The sequence below is a fragment of the Caldicellulosiruptor kronotskyensis 2002 genome (assembly GCF_000166775.1).
Lineage (GTDB): Bacteria > Bacillota > Thermoanaerobacteria > Caldicellulosiruptorales > Caldicellulosiruptoraceae > Caldicellulosiruptor > Caldicellulosiruptor kronotskyensis.
In genome coordinates this window covers 107,812-126,367 of the sequence record NC_014720.1, presented here as the reverse complement: position 1 = coordinate 126,367, position 18,556 = coordinate 107,812, and the positions used below count along the sequence as shown (strand labels likewise).

At 34.5% G+C, this 18,556-nt stretch carries 12 protein-coding genes; all 12 read right to left on the bottom strand.

Features of this window, described 5'->3' with window-relative positions:
- Entirely contained in the window at positions 1-2,280 is a 2,280-nt protein-coding gene (locus CALKRO_RS00435) for a glycosyl hydrolase family 65 protein (protein ID WP_013429161.1), read from the bottom strand.
- 8 nt (positions 2,281-2,288) lie between these two features.
- Positions 2,289-4,586, bottom strand: coding sequence for a glycoside hydrolase family 65 protein (locus CALKRO_RS00430; RefSeq protein WP_013429160.1), 2,298 nt, complete (start codon positions 4,584-4,586; stop codon positions 2,289-2,291).
- 54 nt (positions 4,587-4,640) lie between these two features.
- On the bottom strand, positions 4,641-5,525 hold the full coding sequence (locus CALKRO_RS00425; RefSeq protein ID WP_013429159.1) for a carbohydrate ABC transporter permease: 885 nt from the start codon (positions 5,523-5,525) through the stop codon (positions 4,641-4,643).
- Positions 5,526-5,543: 18 nt separating this feature from the next.
- Positions 5,544-6,443 (bottom strand): carbohydrate ABC transporter permease, encoded by a 900-nt coding sequence (locus CALKRO_RS00420; protein WP_013429158.1) that lies wholly within the window; start codon positions 6,441-6,443, stop codon positions 5,544-5,546.
- A gap of 102 nt (positions 6,444-6,545) precedes the next feature.
- Positions 6,546-7,967, bottom strand: a complete 1,422-nt coding sequence (locus CALKRO_RS00415; protein WP_013429157.1) for an ABC transporter substrate-binding protein — start codon at positions 7,965-7,967, stop codon at positions 6,546-6,548.
- A gap of 234 nt (positions 7,968-8,201) precedes the next feature.
- Positions 8,202-8,651, bottom strand: a complete 450-nt coding sequence (locus CALKRO_RS13590) for a hypothetical protein (RefSeq protein WP_013429156.1) — start codon at positions 8,649-8,651, stop codon at positions 8,202-8,204.
- An 886-nt stretch (positions 8,652-9,537) separates the two neighbouring features.
- Complete coding sequence (locus CALKRO_RS00400; RefSeq protein ID WP_013429154.1) at positions 9,538-10,614, bottom strand: glycoside hydrolase family 11 protein; 1,077 nt, start codon at positions 10,612-10,614, stop codon at positions 9,538-9,540.
- Positions 10,615-10,899: 285 nt separating this feature from the next.
- A complete protein-coding gene (locus CALKRO_RS00395; protein ID WP_013429153.1) occupies positions 10,900-11,559 on the bottom strand; it encodes a hypothetical protein in 660 nt (219 codons plus the stop codon).
- A 471-nt stretch (positions 11,560-12,030) separates the two neighbouring features.
- Positions 12,031-15,186 carry a glycosyl hydrolase gene (locus CALKRO_RS00390; RefSeq protein ID WP_013429152.1) on the bottom strand — a complete coding sequence of 1,052 codons (3,156 nt, stop codon included), beginning with the start codon at positions 15,184-15,186 and terminating at the stop codon, positions 12,031-12,033.
- A 131-nt stretch (positions 15,187-15,317) separates the two neighbouring features.
- Positions 15,318-16,166 carry a carbohydrate ABC transporter permease gene (locus tag CALKRO_RS00385; protein WP_013429151.1) on the bottom strand — a complete coding sequence of 283 codons (849 nt, stop codon included), beginning with the start codon at positions 16,164-16,166 and terminating at the stop codon, positions 15,318-15,320.
- 21 nt (positions 16,167-16,187) lie between these two features.
- The gene (locus tag CALKRO_RS00380; RefSeq protein WP_237699106.1) at positions 16,188-17,075 is read right to left on the bottom strand and encodes a carbohydrate ABC transporter permease; all 888 of its coding nucleotides are present in this window, start codon (positions 17,073-17,075) and stop codon (positions 16,188-16,190) included.
- Between the two features lie 90 nt (positions 17,076-17,165).
- The gene (locus CALKRO_RS00375; RefSeq protein ID WP_041741831.1) at positions 17,166-18,470 is read right to left on the bottom strand and encodes an extracellular solute-binding protein; all 1,305 of its coding nucleotides are present in this window, start codon (positions 18,468-18,470) and stop codon (positions 17,166-17,168) included.
- Between the last annotated feature and the right edge of the window lie 86 nt (positions 18,471-18,556).

The following is an 18,556-nucleotide window of genomic DNA, read 5'->3' as shown; positions in this document are numbered from 1 at the left end:
TCATTCTCCTTTCAAATTTATTTCAAGCAACTGACCTATTTCATGTATAAATTCGCTTTTATTTGCTACAATTCTGTAACTTCTATTTTTTGAATTCTTTAACCTGGTGCTTTTTATCAATATTTTGCTATTTGAAATCTCAAACTCAAATAGGTTTCCATGAATTATTAAATTAAATCTAAGGCTTTTCCAATGTGCGGGAAGATGTGGATCCATCTCAACTTTAGTCCCCTCTACCCTAATTCCACCAAAACCAAACACTGCTGCCATCCATGTACCACCGTTTGCGGCAGGATGTGTACCTCCAATGTACAAATTCCCAACATACTGCTTGTAATTTCCTTCTAAGTCTATCAGTGCTGTTTTCAAAAAGTATTCATAAGCATCCTTTAGTTTACCGAGTTTCGCAGCTAAAAGTCCGTACATGCTGTAGCTGAGGGTAGAACCATGTTCTGTGCGCCCATTGTAGTACTCCCAGTTTGCTTTTAAGATTGCCTTTTCATATTCACTTTCAAATAAATTCAAAAGCACAACTACATCAGCCTGTTTTATCACCTGAGTTTGAGTTGCCAAACCATTTCCACCGCCAAGGTACTCATAAGGATGTAGCATCTTGTCTTTTAGCTTTTCAACTTCTATGTCTTCTAACTTAAGGTAACCATCAAACTGCTCAATGATCCCTTCTTCATTTGGCTTTTGTAAGAATATCTTTTGCTCTGCTTCTTTAATTTTTTCAATATACTGGGAAATACATGTTTTTGAATCAATTTCTTGTAAGATATTTGGATACTTCTCTTTTAGGATGTCATATAACCATATAGCCTTTTCGAAGGTAAACTTTGCTATTCTGTTGGTGTAAGCATTGTTATTTACTCTTTCGTGGTACTCATCAGGTCCTGTGACATCTAAAATTTCAAATCTGTCTTTTAGTGGTTTATAATACGCATAAGAGTAATAGAACTTTGCACACTCAAATACAGCTTCTGCTGCACCTTCTAAGAAGATTGAAAAATCGCCTGTTGCATTGTAATAGGTAAAAAATCCATAGACAACATCGCCATTAATGTGAATCTGCTTGTCCCGAAAATATGTCCTTATAGGTCTTTGTGTAATCACATCTGTGACGTTGAAAAGACTACATGCGTCATCACCAGTCTCTTGGCTTTCCCATGCATAAAATGCACCTCCATAGCCATATTCTTTTGCCTTTCTTCTTGCTCCATCCAAGGTATGTACACGATACATTACAATATTGCGTGCAACATCTGGAAGTGTATATGAGAAAAAAGGAAGCATGAAAATTTCTGTGTCCCAAAATATTGCACCTTTGTACATCTGCCCGGAAAGTCCACGTGCAGGGATTGAGAGTTTTTCAGAATGATAAGGTGCAATACTCAGAAGATGATACATGGAAAATCGAAGTGCAAGCATTGCTTTTTCATCGCCATCTATACTGATATCGCATATGCTCCATCTTTCTTGCCATCTTTCTCTGTGCTTTTCAAAAAGATAGTCAAAACCCAAGTTTTTAGCCTCATTTATTCTTTTTATCGCTTCATCAAATGGATTTTCAAATTCAATTGAATGAGTAACACACATGTATTTGTAGAACTTAAACTCTTTATCACTTGCCAATTTCACTTTGCTTTTTCTTGCATATAAGCGTAAGTATTCCTTATCAATGAAATTATCTAAATGATCAGCTGTTTCAGCCACTGCGAAGTTTTTACCTTCATTGGTTGTTAGACGGGTCACATAAATTCCATCTAATTTTTGGAAAGACATCCCTTTAAAATGCGGTCCGTTTATCTCCCATATATCACAATCAATTCCTGTTTCTATTTCTATCTCACAATCAAAATTTGCAGTGATAGAATATTCTAAGCACAAAAGATGGTAATCTGTGCTACTTGCAAATCTTTTTGTTTTTATTTTTATCCACTTCTCTTTATCAACAAAAAACTTCGTGTTTCTGAAATAATACGCATCTTTCAAATCAAGACCATAAGTGTGAGCACAATCTTGGAAAGTCATTGGAGAAAGAAGGGTATTGTTATAATTCACTTTTACAAAAAGTCCATTTGGCACGTTTACTAACTCTCGCCATTTATCATCATACCTGTCGTAAACACCTGCAACAGTGCACGCAACAAGCTCATTCTTTCCAAACTCTTCTAAGGTTCCTCTGTACCCCATGTATCCATTTGCAATTAGAAATCTGCTACCATCCAATTCTATTGAAGAGGGGTCAAACCCTTCTTTTGAAATTCTCCAGCTCAAAATCAAATTTACCTCCTTTGTTGAAGAGGGATTTTAATCTCATCTTCTGTTATGGTGTAGGTTTTATCATAAACCATCAGCTCAACATCTGCACCTTTGAGCTTTTTGATAGTAACATTCTGTGGGTCTACAACTATCTTTAATACCGCCCCATTATATTTAATTCTGAAAGAATAATAACTCCAATTTTCTGGAATGATTGGAGCAAGCTTTATGGGCACTGTATCAGACCTCATACCACCAAAACCGTAGACGATGTTCAGCCATGCTGCAGCCAGCGAAGTTATATGAAGTCCTTCGTCAGTATTCCTGTTGTAGTTGTCAAGGTCCAAACGTGTGGCATACTTAAAGTACTCATAAGCCTTGTCATAATAGCCAAGTTCACATGCCAGAATAGAATGAATTGAAGGAGACAGTGACGATTCATGAATACACCTCAAATCATAATAGTCATAATTTGCCTTTTTCTCTTCAAAGGTAAAGTCGCTGCTGTACAAAAGCATGCAAAGCAAAACTGCAGGCTGTTTTATCATGTCATACCTGAATATCCTGTCATAGGCCCAATTTTTGTATATTGGAATTTGGTCTTCGGGAATTGTTGAAAGTTCAATATGAGGCAGGTTAAAATAGCCTTCATGCTGTTCAAACACCTTGCTCTGAGGGTCTTGAATTATATTCATATTTTTTGCAATATCAGCCCATCTTTCAACTTCATTTCTTTCAAGTTTTGTTTTTCTGGTTATTTCATTATATAATTTTTCATCTTTGGCCTTTAGCAGCTTCAAGACCTCTATTGTAAACTCAAAAGTCTTTTTTGCCATGTAATTTGTGTAAAAATCGTTGTTTACCATCATGTGAAACTCATCAGGTCCCATCACGCCAAAAAAGCCATACTTGCCATCTTTTTGCCCAAGTTGGCACCTACTCTCCAGCATCCTGCAAACCTCAATTAATATCTCTGTCCCTTTTTCAAACAAAAACTTTTCATCTTTTGTGACAATATAATAGTGATAAAGTCCATATGCAACGGCTGTACTTACCTGAAGCTGCAAATTCGCATGCTGCCACAGCGTACATGACTCTGTGCCATCAATTGTGGCGATTGGATAAAATGCTCCTTTCAAATCAAGCTCTTTAGCTCTTTGTTGTGCCTGGGGCAGGGTAAAGTATCTAAACTCTAATAACTTTTTTGCTGCATCAATGTTTGTAAATAGGTAAAACGGGAGACAATAAACCTCACTGTCCCAGAACGAATTACCATTATACACTTCACCGCTCAAGCCCTTCGCACCAATCCCAGTAACAACATCTTGCATGCCTGAGTATGCTTGAAGCATTTGGAATATACAGAATCTTATACCCTGCTGATTTTCGCTATCTTGTCCTATTTCAATATCAACTTCTTCCCACATCCTCTCCCAGAATCTTTCATGCTCTTGTTTCAGTATTGAATAGCTATATTGACCAAATATATACTGACAAAGCTTTCCATTTTCGCTCTGCAAATTTTCATTTAATCTATCAAACGAATTTATAACAACAACCTTTTTAATCTCTATGTTTTCATTTTCTTCTATATCAAAAACCATCTCTTTTGCTATTTTCTTCTCTCCTTCAACAATTCCTTGAGCACATGCCTTGCTTACCTCTATTTTGAAGTTTGCAATGCTTATTTTGTTGGTCTTTATTGTTTTACATCCAATAGAGATGTAATCATTTTCATTTGATTTAAATAAGCCCTCCCAGTAGTTTGTGTCATATATCCTGTGCTTGTGAGAAAAATCAACCCCAGTGATGATTTTTATCTTACCGCTTTTATCCAATGATGTTATTTCCATCTTATGACAGCATACATTGCTTTTAGTCATGCTAATAAACCTTTCAAACTTGAGCTTAAAACTTGAACCTTTTTTGGTGTGCCAAATAAATTCTCTTGTTAAAATACCTCTTTTAAGATCAAGGACTCTTTTGTACTCCGAAAAATTAGAATGGTTCAGGTCAAGCTCCTCACCATCTGCAATAATTCTTGTGTACAGCCAGTTTGCATTGTTGACAACAAATTGGGTTCTATTTGGCACTCCTTTGTACGAAGGTTTTTCATATACTTCTTCAAACACACCAGCAACGTAAGTGCCGATGTGAGTATCCCCTGTGTAAAGCTCATCAAAGTAGCCTCTTGTGCCAATATAACCGTTGCTCACAGTAAACAGAGATTCTAAAATTCTCATGTTTGATTTGTCAAAATTTTCTTCTATTATACGCCATGGATCTACTTTTACATATCTGCTACCCTTTTTGTTTATCATTCTACCAACACCTCATCTTTTCCTATTTTGTCCATAAAGTTCTGCAAAAATTTTTTACTTCAAACTTCCAATCACAACACCTTGGGTGAGATATTTCTGAAAGAATATTACTAATACCACAGGTGGCAATATTGCATAAAGCACTGCTAACATTTTCATATCAGCAGACATCCATGTGTTACCAAAAGACATCTCATATATTTTTATCATAACTGTATAACTTTCACGGTTTTTAAGAACGATATATGGTAGAAGAAAATCAGACCATGAAGCATTTATAGAAAAAATTGTCACTACCATTATTATTGGAACGCTAAGTGGCATAACAATCTTGTAAAAAAGCCTCAAGTTAGGGCACCCATCAATCTTAGCAGCTTCAATGATCTCTCTTGGAATCTCATCAAAGAAATTTTTAAATAGCAGCACATAAAAAGCATTTGCACCATAGCTAAGCCATAGCGGAATGTATGAATTATTAAGTTTTAACGCAACAATGTTTTTAAAAATAGGCACAAGATTAATAGTCGCTGGAATCATCAAGCTCCACAAAATAAGATTAAATACAAATCTATAACCACGCGGTTTTATTATGGATATAACATACCCCGCCAAACCGTTGAAAACTATTGCACATACAACACTTCCAGCAACCATAATAAAAGAGTTTATATAATATTTTGTAAAATTGAGGGTTTTCCATGTAGTTATTATCTTTTGTGGCTCAAACGTATGTGGAATAATAGTAGGTGGTACCTGAGCAAATTCTTTAATATTTTTAAGACTTGATAAAAACACCCACAATGGTGGTGCTAAACATACAAAAGCAATGCAACAGCTAATAAATAAAAGTATATAGTAAAATGCCTTAACTGCTGGTTTTCGGAGATCAAGAAAATTTATAATTCCAGTTGTTTTTGAATCCAGTTTATTCAAGTTCATAGCCCCCTTGTCAAATCTTTAAACGTTATTATTTTCTTTGGTTACTCTCATATATATGAATGTAAGGCACATTAAAATTAATGTAACAAGTACACTTACAGTCGCAGATTTTCCAGCAACAAAATCAACAAATGCATAGTTGTAAGCAAGAAGCATCAACGAAAGTGACGCATTGTTTGGTCCACCACCGGTTAAAACAAGTGGCTCGTACAATACCTGGAAAACAAATATTATCTGCATTATTAAAAGCATTCTTGCTGTTGAATACAGCTCTGGCAATGTGATATGAATAATCCTTCTGAATATGCCTGCACCGTCAATACATGCTGCTTCATACAACTCCTGATTTATTCCCTGAAGCCGTGCAATATAAATCAGGGCTGTTGAGCCTGCCGCTTTCCATGTCATGATGAATATTAAAAGAGGAATTGTAAGTTTGGGATTTTGCAACCAGTCAGAAGGATAAAGACCAAGTTTTATTCTTATTGCATTCAAAAGTCCGCCTTCGCTTGGGTCAAACAAAAATCCCCACAGAACAAGTGCAGCAACTCCTGGGACCATATTGGGAAAGTATATTGAAAATCTAAAAAATGAGTTGAGATGAACCATTTCATTAATTATGAGTGCTACAACTATTGGTACCAAAAAACCTATAATCAGCGACCAAATAACGTAGAAAAATGTATTTATTAACGCTTGATGAAATACACTATCTTTTAATACATCAATGTAGTTTTGCAGCCCGACAAATCTTTCTATCCTAAAACCTTTTGTTTCATTCAGTGATAGAATTAAACTATAAATCATTGGCTCCCAAATATAGAAAGTAAAGAGAATTATGCTTGGCAATAAAATGAGCCAGCCTGATATATTTTCAGAAAGACTATTTGTTAATTTCATCACATTCTTTTTATTCACAATTTAATCCCACCTTCCAAAATTTTTACAAGAATTTTGAAATAAAATTCAATTTTGGGAGGAAGTTTTTAAACTTCCTCCCCTGTTTTTGATAGTTTTTATCTATTCTTTAACCTTATCCAAGAACTTAGTTTGGAATTCTTTTCCTGCTGCTTGTAATATTTTCTTAGGATCAGCATTCTTGTTTGTCAAAACCTGTTGGATACAACCATCTAATATTCTATAAAGGTCCTGGCAATAGTAAGGTTCTTCTGGTTTCAAATGTTTAAATGCCTCATCATAATATGGTTTGAAAAGTGCCATGTTTACATTCGTATATTTCTTGTATATTTCATCCTCAGCTTTCACTCTTTCTGGATTTATCCAAACCGGAAGTGCTCTTGGCCCAACTGGTAAACCCTGAGCTGCTTTTTCCTTAAGGCTTATCTCAATAGCATTGAGTGTTTCTTTGTCAACCTTTGGTGACATACCTATCACTTCAAGAAGCTTAAAGCATGCATCAATCTGCGCAGGTGTGCTGTTTGATGAGAACATTATCGCTGTTCCACCCATCAACGTGTACTGGCCTTTTGGACCTTTTGGAATTGGAACAATGGCTATTGCATCTTTACTCATTTTGTAATCCTGAACAGGTAAGTTAATAACATCTGGCGCTGCTAAGACCATACCTACTTGATCTGTTCCATAGAACTTTATCCAATCGCCCCAGCTGAGCAATGTATTTGGAAGAAGTACGTTGTATTTCCATTTCAAATCCTTTATGAATTGAAGTGCAGCAACTGACCCTGGACTGTCAAGTCCTTGAACCCACTTATTACCAACCTTTTTCTCAAATTCTGCTCCAAAACACCAAGCTATCGCTGTGAAGTGCCAGCCACCAACGTTATCTTTGCTGGGCATGAAAAATCCTGCTTTGCCTGTTTTTTGTTTTATGATTTGTGCTGTCTTTGCAAGCTCATCCCAAGTTTTTGGATATTTCGGAAGTCCATTTTTGTCAACTAAACCTGCCTTTTTGAAAAGGTTCATGTTGAGGTAAAGCCCTAATGCATAACCATCACGTGGAATACCATAAATTTTCCCATTATAAGTCAAAAGTTTTAGAACGTCTGGATTTATTGCTTTGTCATACCCATATTTTTTAGCATAAGTTGTAATATCTGCTGCATAGCCTGCTGGTATTATCTTTCGTGGTTCTGTAAACCATGTGTAGAATATGTTTGGGAGGTCTCCACTTTCTGCTTTTGGAAGGAATGTTTCAGGCGAGTACGAATATGGATCTGGTATTAACTTGATATTAGGATATTTCTTTTTGAAGTTTGCAGCATATTTTTCCCATGCCTTTTTCCCTGCTTCATCGTTGTCAAGCGGCCAAATACCAACCCTGATGGAAACTGTCTGAGAAGCAACTGCTTTTGCTGGTTTTGAAGAAATTAAAGTGACCCCTAAAACAATTCCAGCCAAGAAAATCAATGCTGTCACAATTGCTACAAGGCGCCAGTTTTTCAAATAAAATAACCTACTCATCAGCAATCCTCCTTCAAATTGGTTTATTTTTATTTGACAATTTAAATGATAAGCACTTGTTGATTTGTTTTAAAGTAGGTAAAAATGCAAAAAGGTTTGTAAAATTACTGTTATTTATTGGATACAAAAAAGCATAAAAAAAGAGGGCTCCTCCTTATAATTGGAAGCCCATCATTACTATTATTGGTTATCTATGTTAAGATTAACTTGCAAAGTACATACACAACAATTATTTTACCTACTGTTTTTCAACGATTTTTCTTTGATCAAACTTAGAATAAACAGACCGATAACAACAAAGTATATTATTTTGCCCCACAAAACAAACAAATTAAGTATTTTCTGACCAGACTCTGAAATATCTGATAACTCTATCATTCCATCAATTCCTGCAATCTTATTTGCAACAAATACCACAACATTAATAATTTGATTTAATCTTATTCCAATATTGTTTGTATTAGTTAACGGAAGTAATGTTAAAAATTCGAATATTAAATAATACGTATTCCACACTAGTACGCTTAAAAAAATTTTAGTTCTAACTATGAACGAATTGTTAATATTGATTCCTTTACTATAATATTGAAGAAGGTATTCAGGATATCCTATCCAAAGATAAATATAATATAAATGGTTATAAATTGCCAAGAAAAGTATTAAAAAAGGCTTAATATTACCCAAATCCTTAATCGTTCATCTTCGAGAAATAAAAGTAAGCCATTTGTATCAAGAATGGATGAAAAGTAAATCATAACAAAAATTTAAATTAACAGTATATTAGTAATAACCCAAATAGTACAATTCGAGTTTTTTATTCCTTTGTATAAATAATCTTCAAACTTTATTTGTTTTACAAGAAATATCAATAATAAAAGTACAAAAGTCAAAATTAAGACTAATATTAACACAAACAATAAAATGCCTAAAAACTTATACTTTATAAAAAGAAAAATTAGAATAGAAATATAAAAGAACACTAAAAAAGTTACAATAATAATTGTAAATATTTTTTCAATTTTGTTTTGCGGCATAAGATATCGTTTAACATAGCCTTTAACTCTTTTAATGTGAATTTTATTCAAAATTTCTCTAATGTAACCGAAAATAATTAATCCCATATAAAATAGTGAAGTAAAGCCAAACATTATAATAAAATATGCATAAATCTTTTCGTTTTTCATCCCATTTATCCTTCCTTTCCTAAATTCTTTGAATTCATTTATTTAGTGTTTTTTCAATATGCTAATTTGGGTTTAAACATTATAAACGATAAAGCTTTTTACCGCAGATTAGATGAAATTTCTTTTGGTTTTATTTTATCGTATCATTTTTAATCCTAAGAACTCATCGCATTATCAATTACAATGCAATTTTATATTATTCATTGAATAATCTGGCTATTTCCGTATTTATAATAATATGTTTCACTATCGATATATAACCTTACAGGGTAATTTTTGTGTATATCTGCGTGTAGGATTTTTTACTATTCTACCTTATTTTGTATATAATAAATATATAAACAAGGAGCTGCCCACTTAAGACAGCTCCTCAGTATATTTTGAAGTTACTTAATCTCCAAATAATCAAGGTATACATCCCATGTACCATTATCCGATGTTACTACTAGTTCAATTGTTTGATTACCCGTTGGATGTGAAATATTGCTCAACGTCTGCACCGTAGGTGTTGTCCCTGTAAAGTAGAACGTTCCAACCTTTGTACCACCAATTCGCAAGTCAACCGCTGCCCTGTTGGAATTACTTGAACAACCGCGGAGTGAAAAAGTATGTGTTGAATTAGCAAAGTATTGAGTATAGTAAGCTTTATCATTGTTTGCATATAATGCTACTCCTGAGAATGGCGAAGAAATCTTTGAAGCATACTGACCGCTCAGTGACATATTTTCGCATTCAACCTTCGTAGTTGTTGGTGTAGTAGAGCCACCACCAGTTGAATCATTTGTTATAGAGAAAGTATTTTGTGTTATATTAGCTGAACCACTGCTCTGGTAACCTTCTACACAGAGTGTAATCTGGTCAATTGTACCCAAGTTCAGACCCTTCGCAGCCCATGCTTTAAAATGATCAGTCACAGTGACAGTTCCACTTGTTCTTTTTGATGTTCTAACACTCCAATACTGATCAAATGTAGTTGTCCCTTCTATAGATGGTTGATTTACACGAGTTGTCTTGTAAATATCGTATGTTCCTCCATCAATCGTTACAGTACCCAATGATGTTGCCCCGGGCGGCCGCCATGTGCCCCAGCTTTCGACAATGTAAAATTCAACCAGTGGATTTCTTGACCATCCATAGATACATAGATATGAATTACCATTTGGATTGTAGGTAGCAGAGTAGGTGATTTTCACTGTTCCGAGCTGGTTCCATGCTGTACTGAATTTTTTACCTGTTCTGAAAAGTGCATTGTTAATGTTACTCCATTGACAGCTAAATCTTCCTCCTGTGTCAACTGTCATTGTTGTATTTCCAGAATCCTTCCACAATTCATAGTAATAGCCATCATAAGTTCCACTAGCATTGGATGTGAGGGTTATTGCAGCTTGCGCATAAAACGGATTCCCAAGCACAAAGCACATTAAAACAGCTATCAAAACTTTTAAAAACTTTTTAAACCTCATTTTGTAAACCTCCCTTCATTAGAACTACTTTTATGAAACGCTCTTTTTGAAGCGTTTCAGACATTCTTTGTCTTAATTAAGATGCTAATATTAACTAATTTAGGTGTTTTTTGTTTATTTATTTGTTCGTCTATTTATAGACTTTAAAATTTAGTTGTCAGATATCTTATAAATATTATCTGATAATTATATTATATAATCAGAATTGAACTCTGTCAACTGGTTATTTGAAATTTTTATTCATAAAGATTTTAAACCTTTTATGTTATCCCCTATATTTGAACATTATCTTTCAAAAACTTTTCCCATTATCACTATTTGATTAACTATATCTTTTTTTACTGTTATTAATTTCCCCGAAAATTTTTCTTTTAATATGTAATAATCTCTTGTTGCTCCAATAAGCCATCCCTCATATTTCACTAAATTTTCTCCCCAAATCGTTACCAAAGATATGCAATAAAATTTTAAAATTGTAATAAAACAAGCTATATTTTTAGCTTCTGTTAGTATAAGAAAGGAAATAGTGAATGTTATTGTTAATTTTGAAACTACAGATGAATATATGAACTTGTAAGCTATGTAATAATTTAAAAGAAGACAGACAATTATGTAACACAATATGCTACTTATAAAAAATATTTTTCTTCTTTGAGATTTTAAAAGTTTAGAAATATTCTTGAATAATATTTCTTTTTTTATAGTTTCTTTGTAATATGACAAGATCCACAATACAATAAGATTTAGCATCATCCAGATCTTTATCGAAATCATGCCCGGAAATGTTATAAGCAAATGAATTCCTAAAAAAGTCATCCCTATGGGCAGAAATAAATTTTTGTCTCCTGTTACACAACTTTTATGAAAGGTTTTACTTTGTAAAATTTCAATCCCAAATGCTATAATTATCGAGACAAATAAAATGGTTATATACAAGTCTGTCACATTGCTACCTCCTTTCACCTTCCCTTCACTTAAATAATGTTACAAAAATTTTTGTTTATTTTTTTACCGTTATTTTATTTACTTCCTATCTTAATGCATATTACACAACGGTTTATTAAAATCTTTTTATTTAATCACTTTATCAAAAGGTGAGTTTATTATAAATTCACAATTAGAAAATGTAAACCCTAAAAATCTTAAAAAAATACCTAAAAAATTAAACTTTTTTTGATTATCGTCATTCTTTTTTTACCATTTTTCTATATTTTGATGGGATTTTTCATTAAATTATAATGCTTTATGTATATCCTCATATAAATGTTAAATTAATAAGGGGCTATCCAAAAAGATAGTTGGATAGCCCCTTCTCTTGCAATATATAGTTTTTAATTTATTTTATTTTACTTTTAACATTTTGTTTTTAGACAACTCTTTATTTCACTACATAAATATATGAAATTTTTATGTCAATCACTGACCTGGTGTAATCAACCTTGTTGGAAAATCGTTAGTATTATAAGCTATTGTGCAGTCAACACCCGAAACTTTTGTAATTGAAACTCTTATTCTTTGACTGTTAAAACTAACATCTGAAGAATTAGAAATATTGAAAACAGATTGATGATTACCTGTACCAGTAGTATTTACATCTATCGTTTGCGAACCAATAAGTGTTGCTCCACTTCCATCGCTGTTTACTTTATAAATTTCTACTTTAACTTGAGAAGAAGAACCTGGACTGTTTGTCCACAATATAAACTGCCATGTTCCTGCCTTGTATGTGCCATTGATTACAGGTGAGTACCAATGCTTTGTAGTTGTTGATATAGTAGTAGTTGGCTGCCATCCTGTAACAGAACTGTTTGATGTCTGTAAATTCTCTCCACTTGGTGTAACTCCACTTGTTTGCTGATTGAATAAATACCATGTAGTTTGTGGCAAGTATGAAGCACTTCCGCTCGGCGTTCCATACACTTCAAATTCCCACAAAGAATATCCCCATTGTGTGCCACGTTCAGTACCATACATTCTTACATAGCGTGCGTTTACAGGACTGAAGGTAATTTCATTTACACCACCAGTACCATTTGTTGTAGAATAAACTGTTGTCCAGTTGGTATTATCAGTTGAAACTTGAATTTGGAACGACTTACCATAAGCTGTTTCCCAGTAAAGTATAACTTTATTTACACTGTATATTGCACCTAAGTCGACTGCAATCCATTGTGGATCTGAGAATGCCGATGACCAACGAGTTGATAAGTTACCATCAAATGCATATGATGCCGGATAATTGGAGTTTTCTATCGATGAAGCTGTTGCTGGCTTGTTCAGCGCAATGTTTGTTGCAGAGCTCGAAGAACCATTATCTACAACTAAACTATTAGCTGCAGCGTTCACAACTTTGCCGTCCGAAAATGTCACTGTAAGCTGGGAATCAGTTGGATTATATACTACATAAGTTTTTGCACCACTCTTATTAAATACTTGATACAATGGATAATTTGCAGTAACACCAAAATCTGGTGTTCCTAATGTGTTAAGAGCATTTAGCCATACATATGTGAAAGACTTTGATTGACCTGTCTCATTTTGTATTGAAGTATTCCACTTAGAAAGTGCTAACGATGGATTTGCTAAAGCCAAATACATATACCAAATATCCCGCCATGAAGATGGTTCACTTGTCCCAGCTTGAGTCAGCATTTCATTGTAATAATTCTGCACATATGTTTTATCTTTTGCAAGATAGAACGAACCGCCTGTTATTGGCAAAAGCTCAATACCTCTGCTCTGTGCTGCAAAGTTTGCAACTGAGCCTGCATCCCACCAAATCTCAGCACAGTATTTTCCGCCCCAGATGAGTGAAGCGTAATGCCAGTTATATACTCCACTGTGGTCTATCACGTCATTATATAGATCAAATACATAATTGTACATAGCCTCTGCCTCGGTAGTGTACAAGTATATTCCTAAATCACGAATTGCTGTTTGACCAGTTACTGTTCCCCATATGATTATTGCCTGCCATGCATTCATTGCTTCAGAAAATGACTCCTGATTGTTTCCATCTACAAAGTTCGCATGACCACTTGCCCATGAATGTCCTTCATATGGATCAAAATATCTTAAGAACGGAAATCTCGTATCTGTTCTTTCCCAATTTGCAATGTCTTTTATAAGCAGGTTTACCATGCCACCCCATTGATTTTGAGATGCCCAATTTTTGTCCACTAAAGCTATTTGTGCCGCGGCATTTATAAAATAACCATAATGGAAATGATGATCATTTATTTGATCATTTGTACCATAGCTCGGTGGATAGCCAATCAATGTTCCCCATGTTGAATTATAATAGAAATACTTGGAATCTGATGTGCCACTATAAGTAAACCAATCCTGTAGATTGTTTTTCAATGCAGATATAGCACTATTCATAACAGTTGTGTTGTTGTTCATCTTAGCAAGCTGGACAATAGATGAAACTCTATTTTGCTCTTTTCCGTTCCAATAGGTGTCTGACGATGATATAGTTGTTGACTCACTGTTAAGCAAAGAATTCAGGGTAGATAAATCAGAACCATTTAGGGGCATAGTAGGTAATATACCATAATATTTGTATTTAGTCGTGAAACTTCGCCCAAGAATTGTCTTCATCAGACCTCTAACCGTATTATAGGTATATGGCAAATATGATAATGAATTATTTCGCCACTGATGAGGATAGAGGCAAATTATTGTGTCTAAATTTGAACCTTCTTTTGCTGTGGTTGTAATCGTAAATGTTGTTGTAACTTCGCTTGTATTTGGATTATATGACCAAGAAACTTGAGTGTTTGTAATAAACGCATAAGCTCTGTCCTTAAAATAATTTAAAGTAGAAGTTGTATTGTCGGGCAGAACTGCAATTGAAAAATATGTTTTACCGCTTGGCAAATTACACGTCAAAGTTGTTGTGCCAATACCACTCCAAGTTGCCCCTGCCGGTGCAAATAATCCATAACTTACCCCGTTTATAGTTATACCTAAATACTGACTACTGCTGTTGCCATAGAACACTGTTGGAACAGCAGGAAATACTATTTGAGGCTTTCCTGTCGGAAAATCAAAATAGATATAGGGGCTACCTTTAGTTATGGTTGCTTTTAAAACAGTTGAAGAACCGCTTGTCAAAACTCCATCAAATGACCAATCCGTTATCTTATCCGCACGTGCATCTGTGTAACTACTATAATTAGAATTTTTTATTGTCATATCAACTCTATGCTGCCACAAAACAAATCTTCCGGTGTATGCACTTGTACCTTCTCCACTTTTTTGTGGTCTTCCTACTTCCAGTCCATTTGCTGTAAATTTTACAGATAGCGGATGAGGATACATTGCCTCTGAATATTGACTCCAAAGGATTGAGCTTTCCCAGCTATTTGTAGGTATACCACCTGTTAAATTGGAAGTCTTATATACTGTTGAAGGAGGTCCAACTTGTCCGCTTGGCAGAGTGTCAGTATAACTTCCTGCACCGACTGTTATTGTTCCAGCAAATACATAGCTTCCCATTGGCCAGACCATTGTAAGAATGAACACTAAAATTAGTAAAATATTAATAATTCGTTTGGAATACTTCATAAAACATCTCCCCCTAACGTTTTTTGTTTTGTGTATTTATAATTATAGTCAGAAACAAAAAAGAAAAAAGGCATTAGATTTTAGATTAAAGGTCTCTAAATTTTATCTCAAAATCTTAAATTTTTGACCCTTTACCCCTTCAAAGCACCGGCTATCATACCTTTTAAAAGTTTGTCTTGCAAAACAAAGTAAATTATTATGCTTGGTATTGCTGAGATCACAACTGCAGCAAACATTTTGGTAAGCTCAGCTCCGTACATTCCCCTAAAATTCAAAAGTCCAACAGGCAGTGTCATTTTTTCTGGTGTTTGTATCAAAACCAGGGGTATCAAAAGGTCGTTCCATGCACCGAGGAAATTGAAGACTGCAATTGTCACAAAAGCAGGCATTGTTAGCGGAAGAATTATCTTATAAAATATCTTGTAGACAGAACAGCCGTCAATCAATGCTGCTTCTTCTAATTCGCGTGGGATTGTTTTGTAAAATCCAGTTAAAATAAAAATCAAAGTTGGGAGAGCAAATGCAACTGTTGGAATCAAAAGTCCTATGCGTGAGTCCAAAAGGTTTAGCTTTTTAAAGTTTATAAAAAGCGGAATTAATATTATTTGGATTGGGACCATAATTCCCGACAAAAAATAGTTCAAAACTTTTTGACTTGATCGCCATATCATCCTTTCAATTGCATATGCTGCCATTGAGCTTATAATAAGTGAAAAAATTACACTCACAGAAGAGATTATGAGACTGTTTATTGTAAAGCGTTGTATTCCCATGGTTACCCACGCATCATAATAATTCTTAAGTTGAAGGTTACTTATTTGTGGCAAACCAAACGGATTTGCCAGAAAATCATTGTTGGTCTTTACCGAGTTGTATACAAGCCATATTAATGGAAATAATGTCAATATTGAATAAAAGGTCAAAAATGCGAATATTATTGCTTTTGCCACAGGAGAAAGTTTAATGTATTTTGCAAACATTTTCATACCACCTCACAAAATTTAGTACACCTCTTCTCTTTTAGCAGCAAGTTTATTTATAAGAACAGTAATTAAAATGCTCACAGCAAACAGAAAGGTTGACGCTGCACTGCCAAGACCATACTGAAGTTTGTTAAATGCTGTTCTGTAGATATATGTAGCGATTGTCTCAGAAGCAAAATCTGGACCGCCTTCAGTCATTATCCATGCCATGTCAAAGTACTTCAGTGAACCTGTGATAATCAAAACTATTGAAACCCTCAAGACAGGACGAATTTGAGGAATTATTATCTTAGTGACCATTTTCAGCCCTTGCGCACCATCAACAATAGCTGCTTCAATAATATCTTGTGATATTCCTGAAATAGCTGCAATATACAAAATCATATGATATCCTACCCACTGCCAGCATGTTGTGATGGACAGTGCAAGGATAACATATTTTTGTGAAAGCCACTCCTGCTGCAAAGAATCAAGCCCAATGCTCTTTAAAATTGAATTTATAAGCCCAAAGTCATAGTTATATACAAAAAACCACAATATTCCTATTACAGCGCTTGATAAGATATTAGGTATAAAAAAAGCGTTCTGAAAGTATTTTCTTCCTTTTGTTATGTTAACTATGCACAGGGCCAGGAAAAGTCCTAAGATGACCTGAAAAATTAATGAAAGTACTGTTATTTCAATTGTATGCCAGATTGAAAATAAAAATATTCCATCAGAAAACAGCTCTTTATAATTCTCAAAGCCCACATAAGTCATTGTAGATAGCATATCCCATTTAAAAAGGCTCATATAAAATGAATGCAAAATAGGAAGAGGAATAACCAGTGTAAAAAGTATTAGTGCTGGTGCAATGAATATAGCAATAGCAAGTTTATTCCCAAATGCTCTTTCCAATTTTTTCACCTCTTCTTTTTTCTATTTAGTCTTTTTGTCTTATTTTGCTATATTTAGATTGAGCCGAAGAGCACATACTACTCTTCGGCTCATAATTTTTTATTTTTTCATCTCTTTTTTAGCAATCTCTGCAAGTTTTTTGAATGCTTCAACAGGATCTTTCCCCAGATAGATTGACTGGATTGTGTTGTTAAATCCATCGCCAATTATTGGTCCAAACATGACATCATAGTATGTGAATGAATCTTTTGTGTTCTGGTCCTTTAATAAATTCAAAACCTCAAGATACAGACCTGTCACTTTCTTTGGGTCAGGATTAACTTTTACCGTCGGGAAATACCCAGCTTTTTCGGCCAACAGGTCCTTTGCATATCTCTGTTCAGATAAAAGTTTTAGCCATGCTGCTGCCGCCTGCTTGTTCTTGCAGTTTGAACTTACTGCAATGACCTGTTCAATTCCTGCAAGGAAGTTATTAATATTGCCTTTTCCACCTTCTATTGCTGGCCATTTGAATGCACCTACATATTTCTTGACTGGTGATTGAGTTGACAGATAACCAACATCCCATATTCCCATTACATACATTGCAGCTTTTCCCTGGTCAAAAAGATTTCTTGCTGCAACATAATCAAGGCTTGTTGCACCTTTCGGGAAAGCACCAAGTTTGACAAGCTCCTGTATCTTCTTGCCTGTCTCAATAAACGCTTTGTCTGTCCATGCGTTTGGATCTTTTTGGACCTTCCTGTAAGCATCAGGGTCTATTCTGTTTGCAATATACTCTGCATACATTGCCAAAATCCACGGGTCTCGTGCATCAAGCGCAAACGGAATTATATTATTTTTTGTTAAAACCTTTATAACGTTTACAAGTTCTGACCATGTCTTTGGTGGTGTGAGTTTGTATTTTTGGAAGATTTGTTTGTTGTAGTATATAACTGTTGCAACTCTTATCTGTGGAATACCATAGATTTTACCGTTAAATGTTGTGAGGTCAAACACTCCATCTACATATCTACTTTTCCATTGTGAATCTTTGTTCATAATATCGCTAATAGGATAAAGCCTGTTTGCATCAACATAAGGTTTCATTTTGCCAGCTGCCCACATGTTGAGAATATCTGGTGGATTGTTTGCTGCCATGGCTGTTTGAAGTTTTGTTTTGTACTGCTCACCTGGAGTGTAAACAGCCTTGATTTTCACACCGTACTTGTTAGTAGAATTAAACTCTTTGATAGCCTGCTCATACACCTGTTTTATTGTGTCAGAGTCAGAAACCCAGCTCCAGAATGTAAGCTCATTTGTTGCACCTTGTACCTTTTTTTCACCCATTTGACCAACTAAAACAACTGAAATTGAAAAGACCACTAAAATAGCTAAAGCCACAACTTTTAAGCACTTTTTCATTATAAAACTACCTCCCTTAATTTTTTGTTCTTTGCTTTTAATTTTAGTATTAAATGCCCAATAGTTTATATAGACAAACACAACTT

What these genes read in the sequence shown, in the direction of transcription:
- CALKRO_RS00390 (WP_013429152.1), bottom strand. Translation starts at nt 15,186, where the DNA reads ATGAAGTATTCCAAACGAATTATTAATATTTTACTAATTTTAGTGTTC.
- CALKRO_RS00430 (WP_013429160.1), bottom strand. Translation starts at nt 4,586, where the DNA reads ATGATAAACAAAAAGGGTAGCAGATATGTAAAAGTAGATCCATGGCGT.
- CALKRO_RS00415 (WP_013429157.1), bottom strand. Translation starts at nt 7,967, where the DNA reads ATGAGTAGGTTATTTTATTTGAAAAACTGGCGCCTTGTAGCAATTGTG.
- CALKRO_RS00425 (WP_013429159.1), bottom strand. Translation starts at nt 5,525, where the DNA reads ATGAACTTGAATAAACTGGATTCAAAAACAACTGGAATTATAAATTTT.
- CALKRO_RS00385 (WP_013429151.1), bottom strand. Translation starts at nt 16,166, where the DNA reads ATGTTTGCAAAATACATTAAACTTTCTCCTGTGGCAAAAGCAATAATA.
- CALKRO_RS00375 (WP_041741831.1), bottom strand. Translation starts at nt 18,470, where the DNA reads ATGAAAAAGTGCTTAAAAGTTGTGGCTTTAGCTATTTTAGTGGTCTTT.
- CALKRO_RS00400 (WP_013429154.1), bottom strand. Translation starts at nt 10,614, where the DNA reads ATGAGGTTTAAAAAGTTTTTAAAAGTTTTGATAGCTGTTTTAATGTGC.